General features: G+C 63.0%; 12 protein-coding genes. 5 read left to right on the top strand and 7 right to left on the bottom strand.

The genetic code is table 11. The annotated features are described in order from the left end of the window. Positions 1 to 60: 60 nt before the first annotated feature. From betC to AC2FM5_RS03795, 4 genes are all read right to left on the bottom strand, one after another. Positions 61 to 1,569, bottom strand: coding sequence for a choline-sulfatase (gene betC / locus AC2FM5_RS03810; RefSeq protein ID WP_496734008.1), 1,509 nt, complete (start codon positions 1,567 to 1,569; stop codon positions 61 to 63). Continuing rightward, positions 1,566 to 2,138, bottom strand: a complete 573-nt coding sequence (gene betI / locus AC2FM5_RS03805) for a choline-binding transcriptional repressor BetI (protein WP_170369485.1) — start codon at positions 2,136 to 2,138, stop codon at positions 1,566 to 1,568. The genes betC and betI overlap by 4 nt, the downstream gene beginning before the upstream one ends. A gap of 94 nt (positions 2,139 to 2,232) precedes the next feature. Further along, on the bottom strand, positions 2,233 to 3,141 hold the full coding sequence (locus AC2FM5_RS03800) for a DMT family transporter (protein WP_170357230.1): 909 nt from the start codon (positions 3,139 to 3,141) through the stop codon (positions 2,233 to 2,235). A gap of 40 nt (positions 3,142 to 3,181) precedes the next feature. After that, positions 3,182 to 3,781 carry a LysE/ArgO family amino acid transporter gene (locus AC2FM5_RS03795; RefSeq protein ID WP_093964771.1) on the bottom strand — a complete coding sequence of 200 codons (600 nt, stop codon included), beginning with the start codon at positions 3,779 to 3,781 and terminating at the stop codon, positions 3,182 to 3,184. Between the two features lie 84 nt (positions 3,782 to 3,865). On the opposite strand from AC2FM5_RS03795, the gene AC2FM5_RS03790 reads away from it, so the two are divergent. Continuing rightward, the gene (locus AC2FM5_RS03790; protein ID WP_496734004.1) at positions 3,866 to 4,750 is read left to right on the top strand and encodes a LysR family transcriptional regulator ArgP; all 885 of its coding nucleotides are present in this window, start codon (positions 3,866 to 3,868) and stop codon (positions 4,748 to 4,750) included. A gap of 21 nt (positions 4,751 to 4,771) precedes the next feature. Here AC2FM5_RS03790 and AC2FM5_RS03785 read toward each other — a convergent pair whose 3' ends face one another. Beyond that, the gene (locus AC2FM5_RS03785; RefSeq protein WP_170585624.1) at positions 4,772 to 6,037 is read right to left on the bottom strand and encodes a permease; all 1,266 of its coding nucleotides are present in this window, start codon (positions 6,035 to 6,037) and stop codon (positions 4,772 to 4,774) included. Positions 6,038 to 6,214: 177 nt separating this feature from the next. Then, positions 6,215 to 6,955 (bottom strand): YebC/PmpR family DNA-binding transcriptional regulator, encoded by a 741-nt coding sequence (locus AC2FM5_RS03780; protein WP_170340180.1) that lies wholly within the window; start codon positions 6,953 to 6,955, stop codon positions 6,215 to 6,217. A 110-nt stretch (positions 6,956 to 7,065) separates the two neighbouring features. Here AC2FM5_RS03780 and AC2FM5_RS03775 point away from each other — a divergent pair, with 110 nt between their 5' ends. The 4 genes from AC2FM5_RS03775 (at position 7,066) to AC2FM5_RS03760 (ending at position 12,216) form a co-directional block, all read left to right on the top strand. After that, entirely contained in the window at positions 7,066 to 8,838 is a 1,773-nt protein-coding gene (locus tag AC2FM5_RS03775; RefSeq protein ID WP_170365637.1) for an SLC13 family permease, read from the top strand. Positions 8,839 to 8,878: 40 nt separating this feature from the next. Continuing rightward, positions 8,879 to 9,613 (top strand): glutamine amidotransferase, encoded by a 735-nt coding sequence (locus tag AC2FM5_RS03770; protein WP_170441819.1) that lies wholly within the window; start codon positions 8,879 to 8,881, stop codon positions 9,611 to 9,613. 72 nt (positions 9,614 to 9,685) lie between these two features. Continuing rightward, positions 9,686 to 10,543 carry a bile acid:sodium symporter family protein gene (locus AC2FM5_RS03765; protein WP_170404604.1) on the top strand — a complete coding sequence of 286 codons (858 nt, stop codon included), beginning with the start codon at positions 9,686 to 9,688 and terminating at the stop codon, positions 10,541 to 10,543. 11 nt (positions 10,544 to 10,554) lie between these two features. Beyond that, a complete protein-coding gene (locus AC2FM5_RS03760) occupies positions 10,555 to 12,216 on the top strand; it encodes an FAD-binding dehydrogenase (protein WP_496734000.1) in 1,662 nt (553 codons plus the stop codon). A gap of 13 nt (positions 12,217 to 12,229) precedes the next feature. On the opposite strand, the gene AC2FM5_RS03755 is transcribed toward AC2FM5_RS03760, so the two are convergent. Next, positions 12,230 to 12,967 carry a YbaY family lipoprotein gene (locus tag AC2FM5_RS03755; RefSeq protein WP_480632720.1) on the bottom strand — a complete coding sequence of 246 codons (738 nt, stop codon included), beginning with the start codon at positions 12,965 to 12,967 and terminating at the stop codon, positions 12,230 to 12,232. Positions 12,968 to 13,011 lie beyond the last annotated feature (44 nt).

The raw sequence follows: 13,011 nt of genomic DNA, 5'->3' as shown, positions 1-13,011 counted from the left end.
GTGGCGCCGGATGTCCCGTGCGTTGCCACCGGTGGGCGTATCTTCAAAATTCGAAAGAGGTCATGCGCCGCGCGGGAAGCGCTGGCTTTCCTCAAGGTTGTCCAGATTCATGTGGTTGCGCATGTAGCGCTCGGACGCTTGCTGCAGCGGCTGATAATCCCACGGGTAATAGCCGCCCTGCCGCAGCGCCTCGTACACGACCCAGCGCCGCGCCTGGCTGGCGCGTACCTCGGCGTCGAACCGGTCCAGATCCCAGCGCGCCTCGGACTTGGCGCGCAGGGTTTGCAGCGTACCGGCGTGTTCGGGCTTGCCGGCCAGGTTCACCAACTCGTGCGGGTCGGCCTCGAGGTCGAACAGCTGATCGGGGTCCAGCGCGCAGCGGTTGTATTTCCACTTGCCATAGCGCATCGACACCAGCGGGGCATAAGACGCCTCGGCCGCGTATTCCATCAGAACCGGCGCCGCGCGCTCGGTGCCGTTGGCCAGCGGCACCAGGCTTTCGCCATCCGTCCACGGAGCGATCTCCGCCATGTCCACCCCCGCCAGTTCACCCAGCGTCGGGGTCACGTCGATGGTCGAAACCGGGGTGTCGATGCGGCCCGTCGGCAGGCCCGGCGCCGAGATCATCAGCGGCACCCGGGCCGAGCCTTCGTAGAAGTTCATCTTGAACCAAAGGCCCCGCTCGCCCAGCATGTCGCCGTGGTCCGAGACGAAGAGGATGATCGCCTCCTGCCGGGTGGACTCCAGCACTTCGAGGATCTCGCCGATCTTGTCGTCCAGATAGGTGATGTTGGCGAAATAGGCCCGGCGCGAGCGGCGGATGTCTTCTTCGGTGATGTCGAAACTGCGCCAGTCATTGGCGTCGAAGATGCGCTGGGAATGTGGATCTTGGTTTTCATAGCCCAGATCGCCGACCTCGGGCAGTAGGTGCTCGCAATCCTCGTACAGGTCCCAGTATTTGCGCCGCGCAACATAGGGGTCATGCGGGTGGGTGAAGCTGACGGTCACGCACCACGGGCGGTCATCCTTGCCACGGGCCAGATCATACAGCTTGGCCTTGGCGTGATAGGCGACCTCGTCGTCATACTCCATCTGGTTGGTGATCTCGGCCACGCCTGCCCCAGTGACCGAGCCCATGTTGTGATACCACCAGTCGATGCGTTCGCCCGGTTTGCGGTAATCCGGGGTCCAGCCGAAATCGGCCGGATAGATGTCGGTGGTCAGGCGGTCCTCGAACCCGTGCAATTGGTCGGGGCCGACGAAATGCATCTTGCCCGACAGGCAGGTGTAATAACCCGAGCGGCGCAGGTGGTGGGCATAGGTGGGGATGTCGCTGCGGAACTCGGCCGCGTTGTCATAGACGCCCGTGCGCGAGGGTAACTGGCCCGACATGAAGCTGGCCCGCCCCGGCGCACACAGCGGTGAGGCCGTGTAAGCGTTGGCAAACCGCGTTGACCGCGCCGCCAGTTTCTTGAGGTTGGGCGCGTGCAGCCACTCGGCGGGACCGTCGGGAAAGAGGGTTCCGTTGAGCTGATCCACCATCAGGATCAGAATGTTGGGTCGTGTCATTTTTCGGCCTCGAGCAAGGTCGTCAGGACGCGCATGGCGTGGGAAACCGCCAGTTGCGGTTCCTCAGGCGCGGACAAAGCGGCGCGGATATACAGGCCGTCGATCAGAGCGATCATGTTCTCGGCCGCTTCGACCGGGTCCTTCATCAGCGGGCGCAACGCGTGGATCAGGTTGGACCGAATCCGCGCCTGATAGATCTGCCACAGGCGCAGCGCGTCATCGTTGGTCTGGGCCAGAACGTAAAAGGTCATCCACGCGGCGATCACGTCGGGCGTAAAGCAGGACGGCGCGAAACAGGCGCGGATGATGGCCTGGGCGCGCTGGTCCGGTGCCGCGGCCTTCAGTTCGGTTCGGGCTTCGGCGCCAAAATCGCCAAGGATGCGCCGCATCGCCGCCAGAAAGATCTGGTCTTTCCCCCCGAAGTAATGGTGCGCGAGGGCGCTGGACATGCCGGCGCGTTTGGCGATCTGACTGACGGTTACATCCAGGGACTTCTTGGACCCCAACTCGGCAATCGTCGCCCTGACGATCGCATCGCGCCGGATCGGCTCCATTCCGAGTTTTGGCATAACCGCCCCCAAACCTAGTCTCAACAGAACAAACGCTAAGGGCTTTTTATTGACTCGTCAATCAATAACGTTGCCCTTGGGGGCTCCGGGGCTTTTACAGCTTGGGGGCAAGGCTTGGAGGGGTCAAGCCACTGCGGTTCAGAACGGCCTCGCGCCAGGTTATGAAACTGACCGCTGCGAGGATCAGCGTCCCCCCAGCGACGACCCAGATATCGATGCCCTCTTGAAACACAAGCGCACCTAGAAGCGTGGCCCAGATCAGCTGCAGGAAGGTGACCGGCTGGGTCACCGCGACGGGTGCAGCCTGCAAAGCCAAGGTCATGAAATAGTGCCCCGCCGTTGCAAAACTGGCGATCATGAACAGCACGCCGATGTCGCGCAGGCTGGGCGGAGTCCAGACGGCGATCGCAAAAGGGATAAGAAACAACGTCGTCCAGATCGACAGATGCGCCACAACGACCGAAGGCCGCACGTCCTGCACCATCGCTTTGGCCAGCAGGTACGACCCCCCCAACATCAGCGAGGTGCCCAGCATCGCCAGATGCCCGGCGGAAATCTCGCGGAACCCGGGTCGTAGAATGATCACAGCGCCCACGATGGCGACAAGCACGGCCGCGATACGGCGAAAGGCCATCGTCTCGCCCAGAAAAAGCGCGGCGCCCAAGGTCACATAGACCGGCGTCAGGTAGTTCATCGCAGTCACTTCCGCCAGCGGGATACGGGTCATCGCAAAGAACCACAACATGACCCCGACCGCATGTATGGCCCCACGCAGTCCAAACAAGGCGATATGCCGGCGGGTCAGATGCGTGGTCAGGATCGCCCGCATGGCTGGCAGCAGAAAGACCAGCCCCAAAGCATAACGCAGGAACGCAGCCTCAATCGGATCCATCGAGGTACCCAGAGATTTGACCAAGGCTGTCATCGCCACAAAGGACAGCCCAGCGCTGAACATCCAGAACATTCCGGCAAGAGGGCGGGATTGGGTGGCGATCGTTGTCATGGGTCCGGTTGAACACGGAAACCCGGCGACGAACAAGCCTCTACATTGCGACCAGCTTCCAGGCGATCGCCAACATGACGATACCAATCAGCACATCCAGCACCTGCCATGCCCTGGGCCTTGCGAAAATGGGAGACAGCACCCGGGACCCATATCCCAGAGAGAAGAAGAAAACGAAACTGGCGGACATGGCGCCGATGGCGAAACCCATCCGGTCTTCATACTGCGCCGAAATCGAACCGATCAGCACCACCGTGTCCAGATAGACATGCGGATTGAGCCAGGTGAAGGCCAGAACGGTCAGCAAGGCCGCGCGCAGACTTGTACGCTTCGCCTCTCCGACCTCAAGCGCGGCGCCGCCGCGCCAGGCTGACGCCAGACTGCGCAGTCCGTACCACGTCAAGAACAGCGCGCCGCCGTATCGCATCATCGGCTCGAACCACGGCGCCGCAGTTGCCAGGCTGCCGAAACCCGCGACACCTGCGGCGATCAGAATGGCGTCCGACACGGCGCATGTCAGGCACAACACAAAAACATGCTCGCGCCGGAGCCCCTGCCTGAGGACAAACGCATTCTGAGCGCCGATTGCCAGGATCAAACTGAAGCCAAGCGCAAAGCCGGCGATGACGGATGTAGACATGGACCCTCCTGTTCAGGTCTGTTGACTACGCGACAGATACGCATGTATCAAATTAAAGATAATGAGCCATAATTAGTTTTTCTAATGCACTTGGACCCACATCACCTGGCCGCGTTGGCCGCTATTCTGCGGCATGGCAGCTTTGACGCCGCCGCCGCTGAACTGGCGGTAACGCCATCTGCGATTTCGCAACGGATCAAGGCGCTGGAGGATCGGGTCGGCGTATCGTTGATTCACCGCGGCACACCCTGCACCGGAACCCCGGCTGGCTTGCGGCTTGCCCGCCATGCCGAAGACATCGGCCTGCTTGAAGCGCAACTCAATCGCGAGCTTTCGCTGGAACAGGGCACAGGCCCCACCCGAGTCAGGATCGCGGTTCCGGCGGATGTTCTTTCCACCTGGTTCATAGACGCGATGGCAGCCGTTGATGATATGCTGTTTGACCTTGTGATCGACGATCAGGATCACTCGGCTGAATGGCTGCGGCGTGGAGATGTCAGCGCTGCCATCTCGGTGGGCGGGCAGACCGTCCCGGGATGCGATTCCATTGCCCTCGGCACGCTCAGATACCTGCCGACGGCAAGCCCCGAGTTCATGGCTCGTTGGTTCTCTGGCGGAGTGAATGCTCAGAGCCTGTCGCAGGCACCCTGCCTGACCTTCAACAGGAAGGATGCCCTGCAAAAGGCCTGGATCCATGCGCAAACGGGTAGCCGGCTGTCTCCGCCGACCCACTTCCTACCCTCGTCTCACGGGTTCGTAGCCGCTGCTGCCGCAGGTTTGGGTTGGGGGATGAACCCCGCGCATCTGGTCCAAAGCGCGATCGCGGATGGCCGTCTGCGCGAGCTTGTGCCCAACACCCCGCTGGATGTGCCTCTGACCTGGCAGGTCGGGCGTATCCTTGCACCGGCGCTTTCACCGTTGACGCGAGCGGTCCGGAAAGTTGCGACGCAAGTGCTGGCAAACCCGTAACACCACGCTGTGATCGATGGCTCAGGTGGCGCGTTCCGCATCCTTCCGCTGCGGCGTGACCAGACGATAGCATGCGATTGCCGACCAGAAGCTGCACAGGGTGAGGAAAGCGACCGCCAGTGCGACCTCGTTCATATGCGCAACCGCCGCCAACCCGGCCGACCCGACAATCGCCACGAGTCTGCAAATGCTCTTGATCGCAGCAGACGCCTTGACCCGCTGTTCCTTGGGCGCGGTGTCGATGAAATACAGCTTGCGCGCACTGCCGATGCCGGTTGTCGCGACGGTCGCCACGAACAGGGCGATCGCGTGCAAGTGAACGTCGTGGTCAAGGTGCAAACAGTGAACCGCAACCAGAACGACGCCCGTCACCCCCACCATCAACGACCCGGCCACCATGACCGCCCGGTGTGACTTCATGTTCACGAGCTGCCACAGGGGCGCGGCGACCAGATAGCCGGTCGCCGACGAAATGATCAACGCCGTCAGTCCCTTGGCCGATCCATGATGCGCCTCGGCTGCGATCAATGCAAAGAACGGCACCGACAGAGAAACCCCGACCAGCGGCAGCCGCATGGTCAGATACCGTCGGAACCAGGCGAATTCGAACATGGCCCGAGCGTCCGACAGGAACTGCCCCGCCGCTCGACGACCGGTTTGCGCCTGGGGTTGCGACCGCGACAGTTCCGCAAGGGCAAGAATGGACAATCCGGACAGCACAAAGAACCCGGCAGACACCGCGATCACGGTCGAGTGACGCGAGAATGGCGGGTTGTCCGAAGTCAGATGATGCAGCGTCAGTGTCAGCCCGATGGCCCCAAGCCCCCCTGCCCCCAGTTGAAGATAGCTCATCCAGATCCGGGATTTCGAGCGCAGGTGATCCCCCCAAAGGTCAGTGAACATCAGCGCCTGGACCTCTTCGATCATGCCGATTGCAAAGAAGGCTAGGACGAAAGCCGCAGCCACCATGGGCGAGCCCCCGATCGCCGCAACCACGATGGCTGCCAGAAGGCACGCACCAATCGCGACCTCGGTCAGGGCAATGGAACGTTTCTTCTGCTGCTTCGCGGACACAGGGACCGCAAAGAACATGTCCGAAATCATGTTGCCTGCCTGACGCACGGAAACCAGCGCCCCGGCAAGAAACATGGGCATCTCCAATGAGACCGCCAGAAACGGCAAGACGATCGAAGGGCTGCCCATCGTCCACGCGACCTGGGACAGCACGCTTTGGCTTGCCAGAACCGGCACATTTCGCCGCTCCAATTCCGTGGATTTGCCTGTCATGTCCTGTCGTGCCGGCCCCGACCTGTCTGTCGCAAGGTCTCTGCCAGCTCCTTTGTGCGCGGTTCAACCCTAAGGGTATGCGCAGGACCCATATGCGCCAAGGACCAACTGCGACGCAGGCAAAAAAAGAAACCCGGCCGTGTTCGGCCGGGCTCCAAAAACAACCGAGTGCGACGCTTAGAGTTGCGCCATCACCTCGTCGGTGGCCTCGAAATTGGTGGTCACGCGCTGAACGTCGTCATCGTCTTCTAGCGCCTCGACCAGCTTCATCAGGCGCTGCATGTCCTCAAGGCCCAGTTCGGTGGTGGTCGTGGGTTTCCACACCAGCTTGGTGGATTCAGATTCACCCAGAGCCGCCTCGAGCGCACTGGACACTTCGTTCAGGTCGGTATCCGCACACCAGATGATATGACCGTCTTCCGAGCTTTCCACATCCTCGGCCCCAGCCTCGATGGCCGCCTCGAAGATCGTGTCGGCATCGCCCGCCGATGCGGGATAAATCACTTCGCCCTTCCGGTCGAACATGAACCCGACCGAGCCGGTCTCGCCCAGGTTTCCGCCATTCTTGGAAAAGGTCGAACGCACGTTCGACGCAGTGCGGTTGCGGTTGTCGGTCATCGCCTCGACGATCACGGCCACACCGTTGGGACCGTAGCCTTCGTACCGGATTTCTTCGTAATCCTCACCGTCGCCCGCCTGGGATTTCTTGATCGCGCGTTCGATCACGTCCTTCGGCACCGAGTTCGACTTGGCCTCTTTGACCGCCAGACGCAAGCGCGGGTTCTTGTCGGGATCGGGGTCGCCCATCTTGGCGGCCACGGTGATCTCTTTCGACAGCTTGGAAAACAGCTTGGACCGCGCGGCGTCCTGGCGCCCCTTGCGGTGCTGGATGTTGGCCCATTTTGAGTGGCCTGCCATGTTGCGTCCTCGTAATCGTGATTGCGTATTCGGCGCACATATAGACTTTTGCGGGGCAAAGGATCAAGACACCCGCTTGCTCGTGCAGTCAGCGCGTTTATGGTGGCCCAATGACGACAGATCAGATCATTCTCTTTGCACTCTTTATTACGGTATTCGGTCTGCTGCTTTGGGGGCGGTTCCGCTATGACCTTGTGGCGTTTGCCGCCTTGATGGTCGGCGTGATCCTGGGCGTTGTTCCGGTTGACAAAGCCTTTGCAGGGTTCGGCCATCCGGCCACGATCATCGTGGCGCTGGTGCTTGTGGTCTCGGCCGGGTTGGTGCGGTCGGGTGCGGTGTTCCTGATCACCCGCACGCTGGTCGATGCCTCGCGGGGTCTGGGTGCGCATATCGCGCTGATGGGCGGGATCGGAGCGGTTCTGTCCGCCTTCATGAACAACGTGGCGGCGCTTGCGCTGCTGATGCCTGTCGACATTCAGACCGCGCGCAAGGCGGGGCGTTCAGTTGGGCTGACGCTGATGCCGCTGAGCTTTGCCACCATTCTGGGCGGCATGGCCACGTTGATCGGCACACCGCCCAACATCATCATCGCGTCGATCCGACAGGAAACCCTGGGCGAGCCGTTCCACATGTTCGATTTCGCCCCGGTTGGCGGGCTGGCGGCCATCGCAGGTCTGGCCTTCGTCGCCCTGATCGGCTGGCGACTGATCCCCAACCGCGGCGAACAGACCGAGAGTTCGGAAACGCTGGCGGAATATATCGCTGAACTGACAATCCCGGCTGAGTCTCCCCATATCGGCAAGCGCGTCGCCGAGCTGGACGAGGTCGCCGAGAAATCCGACGTCGCCATCATCGGCCTGATCCGGGACGGCAAGCGCCGCTATGGCCGCGCAGCAAACGCGATCCTTCAGGAAGGCGACGCGCTGGTGCTGGAAGCCAGCCCCGAGGCGCTGGACGAGTTCCGTGCCGCGCTGAACCTGGATTTCTCGGATGCCCGCCGGCAAGAGCTGCTGACCGCGGCCGGCGACGGGTTGGAGGTGATCGAAGTCGTCGTACCCGAAAGCGCCCGCATCAATGGCCGAACGGCACAGGGGCTGGGGCTGGCCTGGCGGCAGAACACGATCCTGATGGGCATTTCCCGCCAGGGCCGGCGCATCACCCAACAGGTCCGCAAGACCGAGGTACAGCCGGGCGACATCCTGCTGTTGCTGTGCCCGCGCGACCGGGGCGCGGACGTGACCGAGTGGCTCGGCTGCCTGCCTCTGGCCCAACGCGGCCTGAACGTGACCGCGAATGACAAAGCGTGGCTGGCCATCGGCCTGTTCGCCGCTGCCGTTCTGGCCGCCAGCATCGGGCTGATCTATCTGCCGATCGCGCTGGGGCTGGTGGTGATCGCTTATGTGCTGACCAAGATCATCCCGATCACCGAGATCTACAATCAGATCGAATGGCCGGTCGTGGTCCTGCTGGGCTCGATGATCCCGCTGGGCAGCGCGCTGGAAAGCTCGGGCGGGACGGAACTGATCGCGAACGCGCTGGTCCAACTGACCGACGGCCTGCCGGCATGGGCCATCCTGACGGTTCTGATGGTCGTGACCATGACGCTGTCGGACGTGCTGAACAACACAGCAACCGCCATCGTGGCCGCGCCGGTGGGCATCCAGATGGCGCGCACGCTCGAGGTTTCACCCGATCCGTTCCTGATGACGGTGGCGGTGGCCGCCTCGGCGGCGTTCCTCACCCCGATCGGGCACAAAAACAATACGCTGGTGCTGGGGCCCGGCGGCTATCGTTTTGGCGACTATTGGCGTATGGGCCTGCCGCTGGAAATTCTGATCGTGGCGGTTTCGGTCCCGGCGATCCTCGTGTTCTGGCCGCTGTGAGGGCTTGCGTGACTGCCGGACCGCGCGCTAAGGGCAGCGCATGAAACGCTTTCTGATCCTGCAGCTGCGCCCCGAGACCGATGCCTCGGACGCCGAATATGCCTCGATCCTGAACCGGTCCGGGCTGACACCCGAGCGTACCCACCGCATCCGTCTGGATTCCGAGGCCCTGCCCGAAGGTCTTGACGTGACCGACTATGCTGGCGTGATCGTGGGCGGCGGGCCGGGCTGCGTCAGCGACGACCCGGCCAGCAAATCTCAGATGGATGCCCGAATCGAGGGCGCGATCATGGGGCTGATGCCGCAGATCACGGCGCACGATCATCCTTTCATGGGCTGCTGCTATGGCCTGGGCATTCTGGCCGCGCATCTGGGCGCGCCGGTCAGCAAGGACCGCTATGGCGAGCCGGTCGGCCCGTCGCGCTGCCACCTGACCGAGGATGGCGCCCGCGACCCGCTGACCGCCGGGCTCGAGCCCGACTTCGATGCCTTCGTCGGTCACAAAGAGGCAGTGCAGGCCCTGCCCGCGGGCTGCGTGCATCTGGTCGCGTCAGACCCCTGCCCGTTCCAGATGATCCGCTGGGGCCAGAATGTCTATGCCACGCAGTTCCACCCCGAAGCCGACGCCAAGGACTTTGAGCAGCGCATCCACATCTACAAGGACCACGGCTATTTCCGTCCCGAGGACGCCCAGCCGCTGATCGAACGCTGCCACGCGGCCGAGGTCACGCAGCCCGGCGAAATCCTGCGCCGTTTCGCCCAGCGCTACGGGTGACCCAACGGCGCGGTTGCCTGACCGGGGACCGCGCGCTTAGGTTGGACCGAAACGACTTTGGGAGGGGTTGTTTTGGATCTTCTGATAAACGTGGGCCTGCCGGTTTCGCTGGCCATCATCATGCTGTCTTTGGGCATCGGGCTTGAGGCGGCGGATTTCCGGCGCGTGATCAGTCGGCGTTATCCGTTTGCGATCGGCGCGGTCTGCCAGGTCGTTCTGCTGCCGGTCGCGGCCTTTGCCACGGTCAAAATGTTTGCCCTGCCGCCGGCAATTGCGGTCGGGTTCATGCTGCTCAGCTTTTGCCCGGGCGGCGTCACCAGCAACATCCTGTCGAAACTGGCGAAGGCCGATGTGGCGCTGTCGGTCAGCCTGACGGCGGTGATCAGCCTGCTGTCGATCGTCACGGTGCCGGTTCTGGCGGCCTGGTCGATCGACCACTTCATGGGCGAGGACGCACCTGAAGTGTCGATCAGCGGTCTTGCGCTGGCGATGTTCCTGATCACTACACTGCCCGTCGCCATCGGCGTTGGCCTGCGCCATTTTGCAACCGGTTTTGCCAACCGGATCGACGGCCCCCTTTCGAAACTGGCCACCATCCTGTTCGTGTTGATCGTGATCGCCGCGCTGGCTGGAAACTGGCAGCTGTTCGTCGACAATCTGGGCATCATGGGCGCCGGGCTGATCTCGCTGAACCTCGCGCTGCTGCTGATCGGGTTGGGGCTGGCGCGGGCGGCGAAACTGTCGTGGAATGAGGCCAAGACCATCTCGATCGAAACCGGCATCCAGAACTCGACCCTGGGCATCACGCTGGCGGCCCTGATCACCGGAACCGAAAGCGGCTTCAGCCCGCTGGCCCTGCCCTCGGCCGTCTACGGGATCACCATGTACGCCGTCGCGATCCCCTTCATCGCCTGGTACCGCAACCGCTGAAAGGACAGAGCATGACCGAAAACACTGCTGATGCGATCGTCGTGGGCGGCGGGCTGGCCGGGCTGGCCGCGGCAGCCGAACTGGGTGACCGCGGCAAGAAGGTGATCGTGCTGGACCAGGAACCCGAGCATTTCCTGGGCGGTCAGGCATTCTGGAGCCTTGGCGGCCTGTTCATGGTCGACACGCCCGAGCAGCGCCGTATGGGTATCCGCGACAGCCGCGACCTGGCCCTGCGCGACTGGATGGGCAGCGCCCAGTTCGACCGGGACGAGGACGCCTGGCCCCGCAAATGGGCCGAGGCCTATGTCGAATTCGCCGCCGGCGAGATGCGCCCCTGGCTGCACCAGATGGGCCTGCGCTGGTTTCCCGTGGTCGGCTGGGCGGAACGCGGCGGGTCCTATGCCGACGGTCACGGCAACTCGGTCCCGCGGTTCCATATCACCTGGGGCACCGGCCCGGGTGTGCTGGAGCATTTCATCCGCCGGGTCCGCGAGCATGTCAGCGCCGGCCTGATCCAGTTGAAGTTCCGCCATCAGGTCAGCCACATCATCATGCAGAACGGCGAGGCCAAGGGCGTCTCGGGTGAGGTTCTGGCCGATGACGCGGCCCAGCGCGGCGGCAAGACCAACCGCGACGAAGTGGGCGAGTTCGAGGTCTATGCCCCGTCGGTCATCGTCACTTCGGGCGGGATCGGCGGCAATTTCGAGATGGTGCGCCAGAGTTGGCCCCGCGACCGCCTGGGCGAACCGCCCAAGGACATGGTGGCGGGCGTGCCCTTCCACGTGGATGGTCGGATGATCGCGATCAGTGAAAAGGCCGGCGGCCACGTGATCAACGGCGACCGAATGTGGCACTACACCGAAGGCGTGCGCAACTGGGACCCGATCTGGCCCGCGCATGGTATCCGCATCCTGCCCGGCCCCAGCTCCATGTGGTTCGATGCGCGCGGCAACCGGCTGCAGCCCCCCTGCCTGCCCGGGTTCGATACGCTGGGCACCCTGCGCGAGATCCTGAAAACCGGCTATGAATACAGTTGGTTCGTCCTGACCCAGAAGGTCATCAAGAAGGAATTCGCCCTGTCCGGGTCTGAACAGAACCCCGATTTCACCTCGGGCAGTTGGAAGGAAGTGATCCGCCAGCGGGTCCTGTCGGGGTCGAAGGCCACCGGGCCGGTCGAGGCGTTCAAGGAAAAGGGCGAGGATTTCGTCGTCGCCAACACGCTAACCGAGCTGGTGAACGGGATGAACCATCTGGGCGGCGGCCTGATCGACGAGGCGCATCTGCGCGCCCAGATCGAAGCCCGCGATTCACAGGTGGACAATCCGTTCTCGAAAGATGCGCAGATGATGGCGATCTTGGCGGCGCGGAACTATCGCGGTGACAAGCTGATCCGCACCGCCAAACCGCACAAGTTCCTTGATCTGAAAAACGGCCCGCTGATCGCGGTCAAGCTGCATGTGCTGACCCGCAAGACGCTGGGCGGCTTGCAGACCAATCTGGACAGTCAGATGATCGGCGCCGATGGCCAGGTGGTGCCCGGCCTGTTCGCGGCCGGCGAAGTCGCGGGGTTCGGCGGCGGGGGCTATCACGGCTACAACGCGCTCGAGGGCACGTTCCTGGGCGGATGCATCTTCTCGGGCCGCAATGCCGGGCGGTCGAGGGCCGTCGCCTGACGGCCCTTGGGCATTATTGGTCGCGGCGGAACTGCAGAACCGGTTCACCTGCCGCATCGAGCAGAACCAGAGTGTCCCCGCGCTGAACAAAGCTTGCGACCTTTGGCAGAGCGGCAAGGAATTCCCGCTCAACCTCGTCCAGCGGCGGCGGGCAGGCCATCAGAGTGGCGGCCATGTTGTCGGGGAAGGAAATCGACTTGCCCGATATCTCGGCCTGTCCGCTGAACCGGTTGCAACCGCCTGTTCCCCCAAAGGCTCCGCCCTCGGCAAAGGTAATCTGCGGGCGTTTCTCGGTGTCCAGCGCAACGCCGTTCACCTCGGTTGCGGTCCATTGCGTGTTCTCAAGCATCGCCGCACCCCGTTCCTGCACCTTGACCATGACCAGATCGACCGAGTTTCCGGCGTCGTTGGTCAGAACCGGGTAAGCGGTATCGGTGGTGAACAGCAGCTTACCGTCCTGATGCACCGAGGCTCGCACCACATAGCGGTGCCGATCCTGAACCAACGCGTCGTCATAAGTCAGCTCGAACTGGGCAGGCACGCCCGTCAAAGCATAGCGCTGCGCAGCCAGCGTGACGGCTGGCGCGTCAGCCAGTGAAACGTCCTGCAGTTCGACGAACAGGGTTGCCCCGGGCGGAACCGCGATACGTTCGCGATATGTGGCTGTTCCCTCGACGGTCCCCGCCTGGGCGGCGCCCCACACGGCTGCCCACAACGCGGTTCCTGCCAGCAGGCTTTTTGCGGTTTGCATTGTCCGATCCCTTTGTCACCAGTTTCCAGCACAAAAGATCGGGA

This window comes from Ruegeria sp. BHSA162, from assembly GCF_059613385.1.
This window is presented reverse-complemented; position numbering and strand designations above follow the sequence as displayed.